Source organism: Stenotrophomonas sp. 78350_Sma, from assembly GCF_056482105.1.
Window position 1 is genome coordinate 1,286,761 of the sequence record NZ_CM151182.1, and the last position, 18,085, is coordinate 1,304,845.

Sequence of the window (18,085 nt, forward strand, 5' to 3'; positions counted from 1 at the left end):
TGCGAGTGTGGCTCAATACAGCGAGCCGGCATTGACGATCGGCTGGGTACCGCGGTCCGAGCACAGCACGGTCAGCAGGTTGCTGACCATGTGTGCCTTGCGTTCCTCATCCAGCTGCACCACGCCGTTCTTCTGCAGTTCGGCCAGGGCCATCTCGACCATGCCCACCGCACCGGCCACGATGCGCGTGCGTGCAGCGATCACCGCGTTGGCCTGCTGCCGCTGCAGCATCGCCTGGGCGATTTCGGCAGCGTAGGCCAGGTGGCTGATGCGCGCGTCGATCACCTGCACGCCGGCGTCGGCCAGGCGCTCGGCCAGTTCGTTCTTCAGGTGCTGGGAAATCTCGCTGGCGTGGCTGCGCAGGGCCAGCTGGCCGTCCTCGTGCTGGTCGTAGGGGTAACTGGTGGCCATCGCGCGCAGCGCCGATTCGGACTGGATGTGCACGAAGCTCTCGTAGTCGTCCACGTTGTAGACCGCCTCGGAGGCATCGACCACCTGCCAGACGATCACCGCGGCGATCTCGATCGGGCTGCCGTCCAGCTCGTTGACCTTCAGCTTGCCGCTCTCGAAGTTGCGCACGCGCTGGCTGACCCGGCGCTTGGCGAAGAAGGGGTTGTTCCAGCGCAGGCCGTTGTCCTTCACGGTGCCCACGTACTTGCCGAACAGGCTCAGCACCGCCGCCTGGTTGGGCTGGATGGTGTACAGGCCTGCCAGGATGAACACGCCCAGCGCCACCAGCAGGGCGCCCAGCAGCATCAGCAGCAGGTTGGGTGAGCCGGTACTGGCCTTCGCTGCCACGCCCACCACGAACAGGGCGGCGCCGGCGAGGGCGACGAGCAGGGCGCCGGCCAGCGTGCCGAGGCCGTTGAGGGAAGACAGTGACTTCTCTTTCATGGCGGTACGTCCTTGAGGGTTCGGAGAAAAGATATCAAAGTGATATCACTTGTCCACTACCGTTCGTCGGATGCCATGGCCGGGGTGCCCGGCCAGCTAGAATGCCCACCCGCCTTCACATCGCTGCTGGAACCGTCATGGCCAAGCTTGGAACTCCGTTGTCCCCCTCCGCCACCCGCGTGCTGCTGCTGGGCTCGGGCGAACTCGGCAAGGAGGTGGCCATCGAGCTGCAGCGGCTGGGCGTGGAAGTGATCGCCGCTGACCGTTATGCCGATGCGCCGGCCATGCAGGTCGCGCACCGCTCGCATGTGATCGACATGCTCGATGCAATGGCCCTGCGCGCGCTGATTGCCCAGGAGCAGCCGCACCTGGTGGTGCCGGAGATCGAGGCCATCCACACCGAAACCCTGGTCCAGCTGGAACAGGAGCAGGGCCTGCGGGTGATCCCGACCGCGCGTGCCGCACGCCTGACCATGGACCGCGAAGGCATCCGCCGCCTGGCCGCCGAAACCCTGGACCTGCCGACCTCGCCGTACCGCTTCGTCGATACCGAGGCCGAATACCGCGCTGCCGTGGCTGCCATCGGCCTGCCGTGCGTGGTCAAGCCGGTGATGTCGTCCTCGGGCAAGGGCCAGAGCACCTTGCGCAGCGAGGCGGACATCGCCCCGGCCTGGGATTACGCGCAGACCGGTGGCCGCGCCGGTGCCGGTCGCTGCATCGTCGAAGGCTTCATCGATTTCGATTACGAGATCACCCTGTTGACCGTGCGCCATGCCGGTGGCACCGCGTTCTGTGCGCCGATCGGGCATCTGCAGAAGGATGGCGATTACCGCGAAAGCTGGCAGCCGCAGCCGATGTCGAACGCGGCACTGGCGCGTGCCGAAGAGATTTCGCGCGCGATCACCGACGACCTCGGCGGCTGGGGCCTGTTCGGCGTCGAGCTGTTCGTGAAGGGCGACGAGGTGTGGTTCAGCGAAGTGTCACCGCGCCCGCACGACACCGGCCTGGTGACGCTGGTATCGCAGGAACTGAGCGAGTTCGCGCTGCACGCGCGCGCCATCCTCGGCCTGCCGATCCCGGTGATCCGCCAGAGCGGCCCGTCGGCCTCGTGCGCGCTGCTGGCACACGGCGAGGGCGTGCCGTACTTCAACAACGTCGCCGCTGCATTGCAGGTGCCGGATACCGCCGTGCGCCTGTTCGGCAAGCCGAGCGTGCACGGTCATCGTCGCGTCGGCGTGACCCTGGCGCGCGCGGAAACCATCGACGAAGCACGCGCCATCGCACGCGATGCCGCCGACGCCATCGGCGTCGAACTGCGCCCGTAAAGCAAAAAGGGGACGGAGGGGATTAAGTCGTTTGTGGCACAAACGACTTAATCCCCTCCGTCCCCTTTTTATTACTTCACGTCCACCCACACCAGGTGGTGGTCGCTGCCGTCGGCGATCTTCGCTTCCGGGCTTTCATTGGCCGGCCAGAAAATACCACTGCCCACGTATTCGAAACCGGTCGAGGGCAGCACATAGTCCAGGCGCATGGTGCCGGACTTCGGGCCGAAATCGCCGGTGGCGTGGAACGGTGCGCCCTTGCGCTCGATGCCCTTGGCCGCATAGGCCAGGCTGGTCTGCTCGCCGCCGACGCTGCGCGGGGTGGGGTAGCGCAATACGCGGGCGTTCTCGATCAGCTCAACGATCGCTTCATGACGGCCATCGCCATCGACCGGGTCGTTGTTCAGATCGCCGAGGATCACGAAGCGCGCGTCCTGTGCCAGGCCGCCGCACTCGCCCTTGTCGTCGCACAGCCACGGCTTCTCACCCTTGGACAGATATTCCTGCCACAGGCGCAGTTCGTCGTGGTTGCGTGCCGCGTTGCGCTTTTCCGGGCCGTCGAACACCGGCGGGGTCGGGTGCGAAACCAGCGCGTGGACCACGCCGGCTGGGGTCTTCACCGGCACGTCCCAATGCGACTTCGACGACAGGCGCAGCTGCGACCACACATGGTCGTTGTAGAAGCTCTGGCCGGTACGCGGATCGACCGGGCGGATCGCGCCGGGCATCGCACTCCACTTCAGCAGCTGGAAGCTGCGCACCTTGGCTTCGTCGATCGGGTAGCGCGACAGCACCAGCATGCCGTACTGGCCCGGGTGCAGGCCGTAGCCCCACGCATCGTTGCCACGGCTGCGGCCTTCGCCGCCGACCACGCCGTTGTTGTCCAGGTCCAGTCCGCTGGGCACGCCGGTATTGACCGGGGCCAGGTAGCGGTAGGCGAAGTGCAGCGGCTTGCCGCCGCCGGGCTGGGCCACTTCCAGATAGCGCTTCTGGAACAGGTCGGCGGCGCGATGGGCGTCATCGAAGTCGAATTCATTCAGCAGCACCAGGTCCGGGCGCACCTGCTGCAGCACTGCGGCGATCTTGCGCGCGTGCTCGCTGTCGCCTTCCAGTTCCTTGATCAGGCCGCCGGCGTCGTCGGAGTACAGCGAAGTGTTGTAGGTGGCCAGGCGCAGCGCAGTGGACGGCTTTTCGGTCATCGCGGGGGACGTGGCGAAGGCGGGGGCGGTGGCGCCGCAGAGCAGGGCCAGGGCGAAGATCAGGGGTTTGGCGTTCATCCCCCTATTCTGCACCCGGCCCGGTGTCAGCGGTTTGTCAGCGCCCGTCCAGATCATTGTCGAAATCGTGCCAGCGGCGGCCATCGTAGGCTTCCAGCGGATGGAAGCGGCGCTTGTAGTCCATCTTCTGATGGCCGCGGATCCAGTAGCCCAGGTACACGTGTGGCAGGCCCTCGCGGCGCGCCCATTCGATCTGCTGCAGGATCGCGAAGGTGCCCAGCCCGCGCGTGGCGTGGTCCGGGTCGAAGAAGGTGTAGACCGCTGACAGGCCGTGCTCGGTGACGTCGGTCACCGCCACCCCCAGCAGCTGGCTGGGCTGGCCGTCGTGCCCGGGCAGGCGCATCTCCATGAAGCGGGTGTGCGACCAGCTGCCGATCAGGAACTGCTCGAACTCGTGCGGCCCGTGGTCGTCCATGCCGCCGTTGGCGTGGCGGTGGGTGAGATAACGGTGGTACAGCGCGAACAGGTCATCGCGGGCGGTGGCGGCGGTGATCCGCACCTCCAGGTCGTCATTGCGGGTAGCACAGCGGCGCTGGCTGCGGTCCGGGGCGAAACGTGCCACCGGGATACGCACCGCCACGCAGGCCTGGCAGTGTGCGCAATGTGGCCGGTAGACCAGATCACCGCTGCGGCGGAAGCCCCAGCTCAGGGCCAGCGGATACAGGCCGCCGAGGCGACGGTCGTGCGGGTCCAGCACCAGGTCGCGCGCCACCCGGTCCGACCAGTACCCGCAGGGGTGCTCGCCGGTCTGGAAAAGCCGCAGTTCGTCGTCTCTGTCGCCGTGTATTGCCATGGGCACAGCATAGCTCCAGCCCGTCGCAGTGGCGGCGACTGTCCGCCGGATGAATGGAACCGTCCACGGCGTCAACCGATGGCGCGCCCGGGCGTTGTTGTCTCCCGAGGGCGAAGTGATCGCCCCGACGCAATTCCCATTCCCAGGAGTGACCCCATGATCCGTACCCCCCTGCTGCTGGCCCTGCTGCTCGGCACCTCCGCCTCCGGTATCGCGCTGGCGGCCGACACCCCGACCACGCCGGCGCAGCGCCCGGCCAAGCTGGACACCAATGGCGACGGCGTCATCGATCGCAGCGAGGCCGCCGCCCACCCGCGCTTGGCCGCGAAGTTCGACGAGCTGGACAAGAACAAGGATGGCAAGCTCTCGCGCGATGAGCTGCCGCGCTGGCAGCATGGCCGCCGTGGCCACGGCGGTGAGCGCTGGGCCAAGCTGGACGTCAACAAGGACGGCCGCATCAGCCGTGAAGAAGCCAAGGCCGATCCGCGCCTGGCCGCGCGCTTCGACCAGCTCGACCTCAACAAGGACGGTTACCTGGACAAGGCCGACCGCGAGCTGCGCATGAAGCAGCATCGAGATGCCTGGTTCGCTGCCGCCGACACCAACAAGGACGGCCAGCTGAGCAAGGCCGAGTTCGACGCAGCCAAGGGCCCGATGCACGGCGGACCGCGCCATGGCGGCCCGCGCGACGGCACTGCACCGAAGCCGCAGCGCTGAGGTTCAATGCAGTGATTGATGACAACGCCGGCGCACTGCCGGCGTTGTCCGTTACAGGCCGCCGCCGCGCAGCAGCGAGTACAGCACCAGCGTGATGACCATCAGGTTCATGGCGATGATGCCGGTGCGGCCGTACATGGACTCGTACTTCCAGTTGGTCCCGCTGCGCCCGCGCCGTGCCGAATCGCGCACGATCATCGGTGCCATCACCCGCTGCAGCGTCACCAGGCACTGGTAGTTGACCACGCCCAGGCCTACCGCCAGCACCGTCAGCTGCGCCCAGACCGGCGCATGCAGCATGACTGCCAGCAGGATCGCCAGGCACCAGAACATGCCGGTGATGATGTTGAGATAGAGGAAACGGCGCACGTCGGCGCGCTCGGACGCCGTTTCGGTGTACGACATCAGGAAGCGCCCGCCCAGATAGCTGCCGATCGCGCCACCGACCACGCCGCCGATCACCGCCCCCCAGCTTTCGGCCGGCAGCACGTGCAGTTGGCCCAGGGTGGCGGTCAACGATCCCATCGCGGTACCGCCCGCTGCACTGGCGCCGCCGAGGCCCAGCTTGCTGCCGCCGATGCCGACGCCGGTGCTGAGCAGGACCGCGGCGCTGGCGGTGCCGGGCGCGGCCACCAGTACCATCGAAACCACTGCCGTAGCGAACGCGGCACTGGGTGCGCTGCTGCGGGCGAACTCACCGAAGCGCTGCAGCAGGCCGTCGCGCACCAGGGCACGGGCGCGCGACAGGCGCTTGCGCACCGCCGCGTCGCTGAGGCCGAGCAGGTCGGCCACCTGCTGCGAACGCTGGCCTTCGCGGTAGTACAGCAGCAGTACTTCGCGGCTGTCGGCAGGCAGGGCGGAGATGATGTCCCCGGCGGCGATCTCTTCTTCCACCCGCTGCAGGCGGTCGGCGGCACCCGGGGCCGGGTCGGCGGCCATGCCCATCGCCACCTCGGCCGCCTCGCCGGTCAGCGGCCGGCCACGCTGCGCGCGCAGCCAGTCGCGGGCCAGGTTGCGGGTGATCTGCCGCAGCCAGGGCAGGAAGCTGGTCGAGCTACGCAGCTGGTGCAGCTGCTGCCAGCCCTTCACGAAGGCTTCCTGGGCAATGTCCTCGCTGGCCTGGCGGTCGCGGGTGATGGCCAGCGCGATGGCGGTGACGGTGTTCTGGCAGGCCAGAACGATGCGGCCATAGGCGTGCTGGCAACCGCTGGCGGCGGCCGGCAGTTCGCGTTCCAGGGTCTGGTCGATCGATGCGGCGAACGTCGTCATGGCGGCGGCTCTCCTGCTGGGATTGTGTCCCATGACGGAGCCGCGCGCCCAATGTGACCAGCATTCTGTGCGGTAGTGCCGGCCGCTGGCCGGCAGCCGCAAAAAGGGGACGGAGGGGATTAAGTCGTTTGAGGCACAAACGACTTAATCCCCTCCGTCCCCTTTTTTGCCATGGGGTTGCCGGCCAGCGGCCGGCACTACCCGTGCGTCATTTCGAGGGCTGGATACGGACCCGGATTTCTTCCTCTTCCGGTGCCGCCTGCGGGGCCGGCTGTGCCTGCTGCGGCTGGGCCTGCGGGGCAGGGGCCGGTGCGACCGGTGCAGGGGTGCCGCGATGGCGCAGGCCGATCACCAGCGCCACGCCGGCGATCACCACCAGCAGGGCGATGCGGATGCGCCAGGCCCAACCGCGGCCGCTGCCGGTCGTTTCGGCGGTGTCGCGGAAGGCGAATTCGGCGGTCGGATGGTCGCGGCGGGTGGTGTCGAGCAGGCGCGCCTCGCGCAGGATTTCACGCGCGCGTGGCTGGTCGTCGGCGCGCACGATCCACACCGCCGGGTAGGCGTTGGCGTTGCCCAGGTCGGTATAGCTGAACTGACCGCGGCGGCGGGTCTTGTACGAGCGCCCATTGGTCACCTTGACGTCGATGCCATGCTCGCGCAGGAGCTCGGCCACGCCTTCGACGGTTTCCACGCGCTGGCTGCTGAAGATCTGGCGCATGGGTTTACTCCTTGGCCGGCACGGCGGCGGCCGCAGCCTGGTCGGGAACGACGCGGATCAGGCCTTCCTGCGCGGTGCTCGCCACCAGCACGCCGTTGCGGGTGAAGAACTGGCCGCGGGCGAGGCCGCGCGAATCCTGCGCGCTGGGGCTGTCCAGCGAGTACAGCAGCCAGTCGTCGGCACGGAACGGGCGGTGGAACCAGATGGCGTGGTCGAGCGAGGCCATCTGCACGTGCGGGTGGTAGTAGCTGATGCCGTGCGGGAAGGTGGCCGTGCCCAGCAGATGGAAATCCGAGGCGTAGGCCAGCAGGGCCTGGTGCAGCTCGGGCGCATCGCCCACCGGTTCGCTCAGGCGCAGCCACACCTGGTGGTAGGGCGGGCGCTTGGGCGGATTCAGTTCGTCGCGCGGGTACACGTGGCGGAACTCGAACGGGCCGCCGCGGGACAGCCAGCGCTGTACCTTGATCGGCAGCCGCTCCAGCACCTCGGCCGGCAGCGGGCGGTTCGGCTCGATGTCTTCCGGCTGCGGCACCTCGGGCATCTTGTGCTGGTGCTGGGCACCGGTTTCGGCCTGCTGGAACGAAGCCGCGCAGAAGAAGATCACCTTGCCGTGCTGGATCGCGGTGACCCGGCGCACCGAGAAGCTGCCGCCATCACGGGTGCGGTCCACGTCATAGACGATGGGGTGGTCGATGTTGCCGGCGCGCAGGAAATAGGCGTGCAGCGAATGCACGTGGCGACCGTTGTCGACCGTGGCCTGTGCCGCCGCCAGCGCCTGGCCCAGCACCTGGCCGCCAAACACGTACTTGGTGCCGATGTCGCGGCTCTGCCCGCGGAACAGGTTGTCCTCCAGCCGCTCCAGCGTGAGCAGGTCGATCAGCTCGGAGACGACGGGTTCGGGCGTGTCGTTCAAGGGGGGCGGCCACAGCAATGAAGAGGCCCCGATTATACCGGTGCATGCCAGCCCATCATCGGTAGTGCCGGCCGCTGGCCGGCAACCTCATGATCCTTCTGGGGCGCCTGCGGTTGCCGGCCAGCCGCCGGCACGATCATTTACTTGCCCAGCCGGGCGACCAGCGCCTGCAGGGCATTCTGCGCATCCGGGGCGAACCAGGCCTCCACGAAGCGGTCCAGCTGGATCAGGTCCGGGTGCAGCGCTTCGTGCAGGTCGGCGCGGGCGATGGCGCGGGTCAGCAGCATCGGTTGGCGTGGCTGCTTGAGCAGGTTCTGCAGCCAGGCGATGGCGCGCGCCACCACCAGGTCGCCTTCGGCCAGTTCATCAACCAGGCCGATCTGCAGCGCCTGTTCGGCCGGCACCAGCGAACCGGTGGTCAGCAGCACGCCGGCGCGGTGCACGCCCACCGCACGGCGCAGCAGGCGCTGGATGCCCTCCGGTGCGATCAGGCCGACCTGCACTTCGTTCAGGCCGATGGCATACGGCCGCGATGGATCGGCGCTGCGCGCCATCACCCGGTAGTCGCAGCACAGCGCCAGCACGCAGCCACCCGCAGGGGCATGGCCGGTGATCGCCGCGACCACCGGAATGCGGCTCTCGGCCAGCGTGCGCACGGCGCCAAAGAAGGCGTTCCAGGTGTCCAACAACTTGTGCTTGTCATCGCCATGCGAGAGCAGGTGCGGCACGTCCATGCCACCGGTGAAGATACGCTCGCTGCCCGACAGCACGATGCCATGCGCGTCTTCGGCCATGGCCAGCTCGATGGCATGGATCAACTGCCGGCACAGTTCGGTGTCCAATGCGTTGACCGGCGGCCGCGCCAGGCGCAGTTCGCGGATGGGGCCATGGTTGATCACCTCGATGAGCGTCGTCATGCTGCGGTCTCGTTGCGAAGAAGGAACCTGGGCGATGATAACCAAACCATTCGTTGGCGTACTGTTGGTTCTGTGTGCGGCTGCAGCATCGGCCTCGGCCGCAGAACCGGCCTGCGTCACGGTGGAGCAGGGGTGGGCGCGGTTGCCACCGAATCCGGCAATGCCGATGACCGCTGGTTACGGCGTCATCCACAACGGCTGCAGCAAGGCGGTAGCGATCACCGGTGCGACCAGCAGCAGCTTTGATGATGTCTCGCTGCATGAGACCACGATTGTCGATGGGGTCAGTCGGATGCGCGCGATCGAGCGCCTGCCGCTGGCACCCGGCGCGCGTGCCGAGCTCAGGCCCGGTGGCCTGCACCTGATGCTGATGCAGGGCAAGGGCGCGCTGAAGGAGGGGCAGGCGGTGCCGCTGCGGCTGCAGCTGGAGGGCGGTGGTGAAGCCAGTGCGGCGTTGACGGTGCGCAAGGCCGCGCCGTAAGCGCGCGGGGAAACGGCACGCTGCTGCTGAAGCGAGGGGGTGGGATGGCTGCCGTAGCGTCGAGGACGCTCGGCGCGACCGAACTATCCGGTAGTGCCGGCCGCTGGCCGGCAGCGTGGTGAATGCCGGCCAGCGGCCGGCACTACCACGGTGGCTTACGACCAGTCGTACGAGAACAGCACCGTGCGGCTCACCGGCTCGTACAGCATGACGATCGCATCGGCGCCAGTCGCACACCAGTTGTAGCCAGCGACGTCGGCCACGGCAAAGAACTTGTTGCCATTGCGGGTGATGATCACCGTTTCGGCGTCGTCCGGGGCGTCGGGGTCATCGGCAGCCTCGGTGAAGCCAAGCTCGAAGGCGGCGGGAATTTCTGCAGTCTCGGTCCAGTTGCCGAAGCCGATCGGTCCCCCCAGCGTATCCAGGTAATCGCGCTCGCTGGCCTCACCTTTGCCATAGCGCGAGTAACAGGCGAGGCGACCGTGCGCGGCATGGTAGTCGCGGGCCTTGGCGTAGCTCTCACGCATCTGCGCGATGTGGTCCTGCGCGTCCTTGTCCTGCGCAGCGTCGCCGATGAAATAGCCCTCGTTGCCGAGGAAGCGCATCTCGTTGCCGGCAGTCAGCTCGAAGGCGATCCAGTTGGTGCCGGTGAAATCGTTGTGGTGCGCCTCGGTGGTCTCGCCGATGCAGCCGTCATACGGCTCGATCGGGCACATCATCGTCGCCACCTGGCCGGCCAGTTCCGGGTGCAGTACGCCCAGGTCGATCTTCAGCAGCGGCAGCAGGTGCTGTGTGAGCCACGCCTGATCGGCAGGAAAGACATCGGCGGGGAAGGGGACCATGCCGGGCAGCAGGTCGCGCAGTTCAGTCTGGTGGATCATGTCAGTCCTTTGAATGGTATCGGTAGTGCCGGCCGCTGGCCGGCAACCTCGTTGCCGCCGAAGCGTGCCGACCAAGGTCGGCACCTACCAGGGCGCGTCAGGTAGAGGCGTTGCGGATCGCCTCCGGCAGCGGCGCGCTCTTGCCGGTCTGGGTGTCCATCCAGACCACCACGACGTTGCCATCCGAGTACAGCTTCGACTCGTCCTGCTGGTCGACGATGCGGTGGCCGATGGTCACGCTGCTGTTGCCCAGGCGCTCGACGAACAGCTCGACCAGGATGTCGTTGGGCCACACGATCGGCAGCCGGTAGTTGACGTTGGTCGCGGCCACCACCGGTGCGATGCGGTCGGTCATCGACACGCCGTCCACGCCCAGCATCCAGCGCACGCGCGCTTCTTCCAGGTAGGAAATGTACTTGGCGTTGTTGACGTGGCCCATGCTGTCCATGTCACGCCAGCGCACGCTGATCGGGATGCGGGCCAGGATCTTGTGTTCGCTGCTCATCAGGCGTCCTTCTTCTTCTTGCTGGCAGTAGCGGTCTTGCTTGCCTTGCCGGTACTCGTGGCGGCGACCGCCTTCTTCGCCACCTTGCCCGGCTTCTCAGGCTTTACCTTGCGCGGCGGGCGGGCGTCGGGCTTGTTGGCCACGGCGGCCGGCTGCTCGGGGCGCGCGCTGGTGGAGGGCAGCATGCGGGCCAGGAACTGGCCGGTGTACGACTGCGGGCAGGCCGCCACGTCTTCCGGCGTGCCGGTCACCAGGATGGTGCCACCGCGATGCCCACCTTCCGGGCCCAGGTCGACGATCCAGTCGGCGGTCTTGATCACGTCCAGGTTGTGTTCGATCACCACCACCGTGTTGCCTTCGTCGCGCAGCTTGTGCAGCACGCCCAGCAGCGCTTCGATGTCGTGGAAGTGCAGGCCAGTGGTCGGCTCATCGAGGATGTACAGGGTGCGGCCGGTATCGCGGCGCGACAGTTCCTTGGACAGCTTCACGCGCTGCGCTTCACCACCGGACAGCGTGGTCGCGCTCTGGCCCAGCTTGATGTAGCTCAGGCCTACGTCCACCAGCGTTTCCAGCTTGCGGGCGATCGACGGCACCGGCTCGAACAGCCTCAGCGCATCCTCGACCGTCATCTGCAGCACGTCGTTGATGTTGAAGCCCTTGTACAGGATCTCCAGCGTCTCGCGGTTGTAGCGCTTGCCGTGGCAGACATCGCACGGCACGTACACGTCGGGCAGGAAGTGCATCTCGACCTTGATCAGGCCGTCGCCCTGGCACGCTTCGCAGCGGCCACCGCGCACGTTGAAGCTGAAACGGCCCGGCGAATAACCACGCGCACGCGCTTCGGGCACCTGCGCGAACAGCTCGCGCAGCGGGGTGAACAGGCCGGTGTAGGTGGCCGGGTTCGAACGCGGGGTGCGGCCGATCGGCGACTGGTCGATGTCCACCACCTTGTCGAACAGGTCCAGGCCATCGATCTCCTTGTACGGGGCGATCGGGTGCGAGGAGCCGTTGATCTCGTTGGCCGCCAGCGAGAACAGGGTGTCGTTGATCAGGGTCGACTTGCCCGAGCCGGACACACCGGTCACGCAGGTCAGCAGGCCCGACGGAATCGCCAGGTCCACGCCCTTCAGGTTGTTGCCGCTGGCCCCGCGCAGGTGCAGGGTCATCTTCGGGTTCGGCTTGTGCCGGCGCGCCGGAATCTCGATCGCGCGTTTTCCCGACAGGTACTGGCCGGTCAGCGAGCGCGGTGCCTCCAGGATGTCCTGCAGGGTGCCCTGGCCGACGATCTCGCCGCCATGCACGCCCGCCCCCGGGCCGATGTCCAGCACGTAGTCGGCCAGGCGGATCGCATCCTCGTCATGCTCGACCACAATGACCGTGTTGCCGAGGTCACGCAGGCGGGTGAGGGTACCGAGCAGGCGTTCGTTGTCGCGCTGGTGCAGGCCGATGGACGGCTCGTCGAGCACGTACATCACGCCGACGAGGCCGGCGCCGATCTGGCTGGCCAGGCGGATGCGCTGTGCCTCGCCACCGGACAGGGTGTCGGCCTTGCGTTCCAGGGTCAGGTAATCCAGGCCGACATCGACCAGGAAGCCGAGGCGTTCGCCGATTTCCTTGACGATCTTCGAGGCGATTTCGCCTCGCCAGCCCGGCAGGCTCAGTTCGCTGAAGAACTTCAGCGCCTCGTCGATCGGCAGCACCACCAGGTCCGGCAGCGGGCGATCGGCCACGAACACGTTGCGCGCTGCCTTGTTGAGGCGGGCGCCATGGCATTCCGGGCACGGCTGTTCGCTGATGTACTTGGACAGCTCCTCGCGCACCGCCGGCGATTCGGTTTCCTTGTAGCGGCGTTCGAGGTTGGGAATGATGCCCTCGAAGCGGTGCTTGCGCTGGGTGCGGCCACCGGCTTCGGTGAAGTAGGTGAAGGTGATCGCCTCATCGCCGCTGCCGTACAGCACGGCCTGCTGCACGTTCTCCGGCAGCGAGTTCCACGCCGCGTCGACGTCGAACCTGTAGTGCTTGGCCAGCGAGGCGATCAGCTGGAAGTAGTAGGCGTTGCGGCGGTCCCAGCCGCGCACCGCACCGGCGGCCAGCGACAGCTCGGGGTGCACCACCACGCGTGAGGGATCGAAGAATTCGGCCATGCCCAGGCCATCGCAGCCGGGGCAGGCGCCCATCGGTGCATTGAACGAGAACAGGCGTGGTTCCAGTTCCGGCAGCGAGTAATCGCAGACCGGGCAGGAATACTTGGAAGAGAACAGCGTCGGCGCGGTCTCGGCGTTGTCCAGGCTCTGCACCGAGGCCATGCCGTCGCCCAGTTTCAGCGCGGTCTCGAAGCTCTCGGCCAGGCGCTGCTTGATGTCCTCGCGCGGGCGGAAGCGGTCGATCACCGCCTCGATGGTGTGCTTCTGGCGCAGCGCCAGCGGCGGCACCGCGTCGATTTCATGCAGCTCGCCGTCCACGCGCACGCGCACGAAGCCCTGCGCGCGCAGCTGATCGAACACCTGGGCATGTTCGCCCTTGCGGTCGCGGATGACCGGCGCCAGCAGCATGTAGCGCTGTTCCGGGTCCAGGGTCAGCACCTGGTCGACCATCTGGCTGACCGTCTGCGCCTCCAGCGGGTAACCGTGGTCCGGGCAGCGCGGAGTGCCGACGCGGGCGTACAGCAGGCGCAGGTAGTCGTAGATCTCGGTGATCGTGCCGACCGTCGAACGCGGGTTGTGCGAGGTCGACTTCTGCTCGATCGAGATGGCCGGGGACAGGCCCTCGATGTGGTCCAGGTCCGGCTTTTCCATCACGCTCAGGAACTGGCGTGCATAGGCCGACAGCGACTCGACGTAGCGGCGCTGGCCTTCTGCATAGATGGTGTCGAACGCCAGCGAGGACTTGCCCGAGCCGGACAGGCCGGTGATCACGATCAGCTTGTCGCGGGGCAGGTCGAGGTCGAGGTTCTTCAGATTGTGCGTCCGCGCGCCGCGGATGCGGATGAAATCCATCGCCATGGGGGATCCGGTTGTGGGGGCGTTGGCTGGGTGCCGGGCCAGCAGGGAACGGCAATCGGTCAGCCTACCGAGGTGACCAGATGGGGGCAATGGGCGACAATGCCAGCCCGGTGTCTCACCTTGTGAGACAGGCCGTCAGGCAGGGGTCAGATCCCTTTTCACAGTGTGAAAAGGGATCTGACCCCGTTCCGACCGGGCCTCCCGGACCGTTCAGGGGTTGACTTGACCCACGCGCGCTGATCTGCGTACAATCCCGCTCCTGTCCGCCCTCGATGGCGGCAGCTCAGACCACAATAACTACAGAGGAAGGCCTGGTCATGTACGCAGTACTGGTCACCGGCGGTAAGCAATACCGCGTGGCGCAGGGCGAAAAGCTCCGCATTGAAAAGCTCGAAGTCGAAGTCGGCAGCGAGATCAAGTTTGACAACATCCTGATGCTGGGTGACAGCGACGGCGTGAAGCTGGGCGATGCGCTGAAGGGCGCTGCCGTCACCGCCAAGGTCCTGTCCCAGGGTCGTGCTGACAAGGTCCGGATCATCAAGTTCCGTCGCCGCAAGCACCACATGAAGCGTCAGGGTCACCGTCAGTACTACACCGAAATCGAGATCACCGGCATCGCCGGCTAAGCATCAGGAGAAGCAGTCATGGCACATAAAAAGGGCGTAGGCTCCTCGCGCAACGGTCGCGACTCCAACCCGAAGTACCTGGGCGTCAAGATCTTCGGCGGCCAGGCCATCGAAGCCGGCAACATCATCGTGCGTCAGCGCGGCACCCAGTTCCACCCGGGTTCGGGCGTTGGCCTGGGCCGTGACCACACCCTGTTCGCCCTCGTGGACGGCAAGGTGGAGTTCTCGGTCAAGGGCGCCAAGAAGCGTCGTACCGTCAGCATCGTCTCGGCCGACGCCTGATCCAGGCATCGCCGGCGCCCATGCCTTGGCATGGCCGTGCTGGATGAAGAGCACGCTGCATGGAGAGCCCCGCTTCGGCGGGGCTTTTCGTTAGAGTGAACGCAAGACCGGCCATGCCGGGTTGCCGGCCCGCGGCCGGCATGACATTCAAGGCGGCGGCCCGCAGGCCGCGCCCATCGCAGGCATCGAAACAATGAAACTGGTAGACGAAGCAGAAATCGAAGTGTTCGCCGGCAACGGCGGCAACGGCTGCATTGGCTTCCGTCGCGAGAAGTTCATTCCGCTCGGCGGCCCGGACGGCGGCGACGGCGGTGCGGGCGGCAGCGTGTACATCCGCGCCGACGAGAACCTGAACACCCTGGTCGACTTCCGCCATGACCGCATCTTCAAGGCGCAGCGCGGCGAGAACGGCATGGGCCGCCAGGCCTATGGCAAGGGCGGCGAAGACCTGACCATCACCGTGCCGGTCGGCACCGTGGTGATCAACGTTGCCACCGATGAAGTCATCGGCGACCTGACCCAGCACAACGACCGCCTGCTGGTGGCCAAGGGCGGCCGTGGTGGCCTGGGCAACATGCACTTCAAGAGCTCGACCAACCGCTCGCCGCGCCAGGCGCTGCCGGGCGAGCCGGGCGAAGAGCGCACGCTGAAGCTGGAGCTGAAGCTGCTGGCCGACGTCGGCCTGCTGGGCTTCCCCAACGCCGGCAAGAGCACCCTGATCCGCGCCGTTTCTGCGGCGACGCCGAAGGTGGCTGATTACCCGTTCACCACGCTGTACCCGAACCTGGGTGTGGTGAAGGTGGAGAACTACCGCAGCTTCGTGATCGCCGATATTCCGGGCCTGATCGAGGGCGCGGCCGACGGTGCCGGCCTGGGCGCGCAGTTCCTGCGCCACCTGCAGCGCACCCGCTTGCTGCTGCACCTGGTGGACATCTCGCCGATGGAAGGTGGCGTGGAAGGTATTTCCCCGGTTGAGCAGGTGCGTGCGATCGAACGCGAACTGGAAAAGCACGATCCGGAACTGCTGAACAAGCCGCGCTGGCTGGTGCTGAACAAGGCTGACCTGATGTTCGAGGACGAGGCCAAGGCCGCCGCCGAGCAGATCGTCGCCGAGCTGGGCTGGAAGGAGCCGTGGTTCCTGGTTTCCGCGCTGGGCCGCGAAGGGACCTTCCCGATCATGAGCCGGATCATGGCCTTCTTCGATCGCCAGAAGGAAGACGAGCTGGAAGCCCGCAACGCGCAGTGATGCCGTTGTGGTTCCGCACGAAAAACCCGGCTTCGGCCGGGTTTTTCATCTTCCGGTAGCGCCGGCCGCTGGCCGGCAATTTGCTGGGGCTGCCGGCCAGCGGCCGGCACTACCGGTCGCGCGGACCCCGTGGATCGCCCGGATCGCAGGCAACAAAAAACCCGGCCGGGGCCGGGCTTTTGTCTGCTGCCCGCGCCCCGAAGGGCAGGGCGGCAACGCCGTATCAGGCGGCCTTGAGGGCCTTGATGCGGTCGTTCAGGCGGCTCTTGTGGCGAGCAGCCTTGTTCTTGTGGATCAGGCCACGCGCGCTGAAACGATCCAGGATCGGCTGGGCAACGGCGAAGGCGGCTTCGGCGCCGGCGGCATCGTTGGCGTCCAGCGCCTTGATCACTTTCTTGACAGCGGTGCGCAGCATCGAGCGCTGAGCCACGTTGCGCGCGTTGCGCACGACGGTCTGCTTGGCGCGCTTCTTGGCGGACTTGATATTGGCCACGGTGGTGGTTTCCTGAAAAAATCGGTGTTATGGGAACAGCAAGCTAGCTAGTATGATGGCGTAAGAAATGCACGTCAAGTCGATTGTCAAGAGGGACGCTGAGTGAGTTCACCCAAGTTGTTGCGGGGCCTGCTGTCGTTCAGCAGCATGACCATGGTCTCGCGCGTTCTCGGACTTGTCCGGGACTTCGTGGTGACCACCACGTTCGGCACCAACGCCATCACTGATGCTTTCTGGGTCGCCTTCAGGGTACCCAATTTCCTGCGCCGGTTGTTCGCCGAAGGCTCTTTCGCCACCGCTTTCGTGCCGGTGTTCACGGAAGTGAAGGAAACCCGCAGCCACGCCGAGCTGCGCGAACTGATGGCCCGGACCGCCGGCACCCTGGGTGGGGTGCTGATGCTGGTCACCGCGCTGGCGCTGATCTTCGCGCCGCAGCTGGCCTCGGTCTTCTCAAGCGGCGTTGATACCGACCCGGTCAAGCAGGGCCTGCTGGTCGACCTGTTCCGCCTGACCTTCCCGTTCCTGCTGTTCGTCTCGCTCACCGCCCTGGCCGGCGGCGCGCTGAACAGCTTCCAGCGCTTTGCCATGCCGGCGCTGACCCCGGTCATCCTCAACCTGTGCATGATCGCCGGTGCGCTTTGGCTGGCCCCGCGGCTGGGCGGCACTCCAGAGAAGCAGATCCTGGCGCTGGGCTGGGCGGTGCTGGCTGCCGGCCTCCTGCAGCTGCTGTTCCAGCTGCCCTCGCTGAAGGGCATCAACCTGCTGACCCTGCCGCGCTGGGGTTGGAGCCATCCGGGTGTGCGCAAGGTGATGACGCTGATGGTGCCGACCCTGTTCGGTTCCTCGGTGGCGCAGATCAACCTGCTGCTGGATACGGTGATCGCGGCCAAGCTGACCGACGGCTCGCAGTCCTGGCTGTCGCTGGCCGACCGCTTCCTGGAGCTGCCGCTGGGCGTGTTCGGCGTGGCGCTGGGCACGGTGATCCTGCCGGCGCTGGCCCGTCACCACGTCAGCACCGACCGCGAGGGCTTCTCGCGCTCGCTGGACTGGGGCCTGCGCATGACCCTGCTGATCTCGGTGCCGGCGATGCTGGGCCTGCTGCTGCTGGCCGAGCCGCTGATCGCCACCATCTTCCAGCACGGCCAGTTCAGTGCCTTCGATACCCGCATGACCGCGCTGTCGGTGTACGGCCTGAGCTTCGGCCTGCCGGCGTTCGCCTTGCTGAAGGTGGTGTTGCCCGCTTTCTACGCCCGGCAGGACACCAAGACCCCGGTGCGCGCCGGTGTGGCCGCGCTGGTGGCCAACATGGTGTTCAACTTCGCCCTGCTGGCGGTGCTGTACCAGGTAATGGTGCCGGACGAACTGAAAGCGCAGGGCGTGATGGCGGCCATCGGCAAGCAGCCCGGCCTGCATCTGGCGCTGGGCATTGCCAGCGCATTGTCCAGTTACCTGAATCTGGGCCTGCTGTGGTACTGGCTGGGCAAGACCGATGTCTACCAGCGCCGACCGGGCTGGGGCGGCTATCTGCTGCGCCTGCTGCTGGCCTGCGTGGCCATGGTCGCCGCGCTGCTGGCCCTGCTGCACTGGCTGCCGGCATTCTCGGCGATGGGCGTGTGGGAGCGGATCGGCAGCCTGTCGCTGCTGGTCGGCGGCGGTGGTGCGACCTACGCGGTGGCCATGCTGGCGATGGGCTTCCGCCCGCGCGACCTGCGCGGGCATTGATCGCGGCCCGTGGCGGCTATACTT

At 66.9% G+C, this 18,085-nt stretch carries 18 protein-coding genes; 7 read left to right on the forward strand and 11 right to left on the reverse strand.

Annotated elements, in window-relative coordinates:
* Positions 1-12: 12 nt before the first annotated feature.
* Entirely contained in the window at positions 13-894 is an 882-nt protein-coding gene (locus ACZK4H_RS05945) for an SPFH domain-containing protein (protein ID WP_014036365.1), read from the reverse strand.
* 137 nt (positions 895-1,031) lie between these two features.
* Between ACZK4H_RS05945 and purT the strand changes: the two genes are divergently transcribed.
* Entirely contained in the window at positions 1,032-2,219 is a 1,188-nt protein-coding gene (gene purT / locus ACZK4H_RS05950) for a formate-dependent phosphoribosylglycinamide formyltransferase (protein WP_099552993.1), read from the forward strand.
* Positions 2,220-2,290: 71 nt separating this feature from the next.
* Here purT and ACZK4H_RS05955 read toward each other — a convergent pair whose 3' ends face one another.
* Positions 2,291-3,496 carry an endonuclease/exonuclease/phosphatase family protein gene (locus tag ACZK4H_RS05955; RefSeq protein WP_099552992.1) on the reverse strand — a complete coding sequence of 402 codons (1,206 nt, stop codon included), beginning with the start codon at positions 3,494-3,496 and terminating at the stop codon, positions 2,291-2,293.
* Positions 3,497-3,533: 37 nt separating this feature from the next.
* Positions 3,534-4,289 (reverse strand): arginyltransferase, encoded by a 756-nt coding sequence (locus ACZK4H_RS05960; protein ID WP_099552991.1) that lies wholly within the window; start codon positions 4,287-4,289, stop codon positions 3,534-3,536.
* 156 nt (positions 4,290-4,445) lie between these two features.
* On the opposite strand from ACZK4H_RS05960, the gene ACZK4H_RS05965 reads away from it, so the two are divergent.
* The gene (locus ACZK4H_RS05965) at positions 4,446-5,006 is read left to right on the forward strand and encodes an EF-hand domain-containing protein (protein WP_099552990.1); all 561 of its coding nucleotides are present in this window, start codon (positions 4,446-4,448) and stop codon (positions 5,004-5,006) included.
* A gap of 51 nt (positions 5,007-5,057) precedes the next feature.
* On the opposite strand, the gene ACZK4H_RS05970 is transcribed toward ACZK4H_RS05965, so the two are convergent.
* The 4 genes from ACZK4H_RS05970 to ACZK4H_RS05985 all read right to left on the reverse strand — a co-directional run bounded on the left by ACZK4H_RS05970 (position 5,058) and on the right by ACZK4H_RS05985 (position 8,823).
* Entirely contained in the window at positions 5,058-6,275 is a 1,218-nt protein-coding gene (locus ACZK4H_RS05970) for an RNA polymerase sigma factor (RefSeq protein WP_099552989.1), read from the reverse strand.
* Positions 6,276-6,483: 208 nt separating this feature from the next.
* The gene (locus ACZK4H_RS05975) at positions 6,484-6,993 is read right to left on the reverse strand and encodes a pathogenicity-like protein (RefSeq protein ID WP_099604030.1); all 510 of its coding nucleotides are present in this window, start codon (positions 6,991-6,993) and stop codon (positions 6,484-6,486) included.
* Positions 6,994-6,997: 4 nt separating this feature from the next.
* Complete coding sequence (gene tesB, locus ACZK4H_RS05980) at positions 6,998-7,906, reverse strand: acyl-CoA thioesterase II (RefSeq protein ID WP_099554356.1); 909 nt, start codon at positions 7,904-7,906, stop codon at positions 6,998-7,000.
* A gap of 140 nt (positions 7,907-8,046) precedes the next feature.
* The gene (locus ACZK4H_RS05985) at positions 8,047-8,823 is read right to left on the reverse strand and encodes an enoyl-CoA hydratase/isomerase family protein (protein ID WP_032127589.1); all 777 of its coding nucleotides are present in this window, start codon (positions 8,821-8,823) and stop codon (positions 8,047-8,049) included.
* A gap of 34 nt (positions 8,824-8,857) precedes the next feature.
* On the opposite strand from ACZK4H_RS05985, the gene ACZK4H_RS05990 reads away from it, so the two are divergent.
* Positions 8,858-9,304 (forward strand): copper chaperone PCu(A)C, encoded by a 447-nt coding sequence (locus ACZK4H_RS05990; protein ID WP_099554358.1) that lies wholly within the window; start codon positions 8,858-8,860, stop codon positions 9,302-9,304.
* A 155-nt stretch (positions 9,305-9,459) separates the two neighbouring features.
* Here the strand turns inward: ACZK4H_RS05990 and ACZK4H_RS05995 are convergent, their stop codons facing one another.
* The 3 genes from ACZK4H_RS05995 to uvrA form a co-directional block, all read right to left on the reverse strand.
* Positions 9,460-10,185, reverse strand: coding sequence for an enolase (locus tag ACZK4H_RS05995; RefSeq protein ID WP_099554360.1), 726 nt, complete (start codon positions 10,183-10,185; stop codon positions 9,460-9,462).
* 97 nt (positions 10,186-10,282) lie between these two features.
* The gene (locus ACZK4H_RS06000; RefSeq protein ID WP_053449117.1) at positions 10,283-10,690 is read right to left on the reverse strand and encodes an acyl-CoA thioesterase; all 408 of its coding nucleotides are present in this window, start codon (positions 10,688-10,690) and stop codon (positions 10,283-10,285) included.
* A complete protein-coding gene (uvrA, locus tag ACZK4H_RS06005) occupies positions 10,690-13,692 on the reverse strand; it encodes an excinuclease ABC subunit UvrA (RefSeq protein ID WP_099554362.1) in 3,003 nt (1,000 codons plus the stop codon). Before uvrA ends, ACZK4H_RS06000 begins: the two co-directional genes overlap by 1 nt.
* 317 nt (positions 13,693-14,009) lie before the next feature.
* Between uvrA and rplU the strand changes: the two genes are divergently transcribed.
* From rplU to cgtA, 3 genes are all read left to right on the forward strand, one after another.
* On the forward strand, positions 14,010-14,318 hold the full coding sequence (gene rplU, locus ACZK4H_RS06010; RefSeq protein WP_005408557.1) for a 50S ribosomal protein L21: 309 nt from the start codon (positions 14,010-14,012) through the stop codon (positions 14,316-14,318).
* Between the two features lie 18 nt (positions 14,319-14,336).
* Complete coding sequence (gene rpmA, locus ACZK4H_RS06015; protein ID WP_005415704.1) at positions 14,337-14,600, forward strand: 50S ribosomal protein L27; 264 nt, start codon at positions 14,337-14,339, stop codon at positions 14,598-14,600.
* Between the two features lie 193 nt (positions 14,601-14,793).
* Positions 14,794-15,846 (forward strand): Obg family GTPase CgtA, encoded by a 1,053-nt coding sequence (gene cgtA / locus ACZK4H_RS06020; protein WP_006424789.1) that lies wholly within the window; start codon positions 14,794-14,796, stop codon positions 15,844-15,846.
* A gap of 223 nt (positions 15,847-16,069) precedes the next feature.
* Here the strand turns inward: cgtA and rpsT are convergent, their stop codons facing one another.
* On the reverse strand, positions 16,070-16,339 hold the full coding sequence (rpsT, locus tag ACZK4H_RS06025) for a 30S ribosomal protein S20 (protein WP_005408560.1): 270 nt from the start codon (positions 16,337-16,339) through the stop codon (positions 16,070-16,072).
* 117 nt (positions 16,340-16,456) lie between these two features.
* Between rpsT and murJ the strand changes: the two genes are divergently transcribed.
* Positions 16,457-18,061, forward strand: coding sequence for a murein biosynthesis integral membrane protein MurJ (gene murJ / locus ACZK4H_RS06030; protein WP_099554364.1), 1,605 nt, complete (start codon positions 16,457-16,459; stop codon positions 18,059-18,061).
* Positions 18,062-18,085 lie beyond the last annotated feature (24 nt).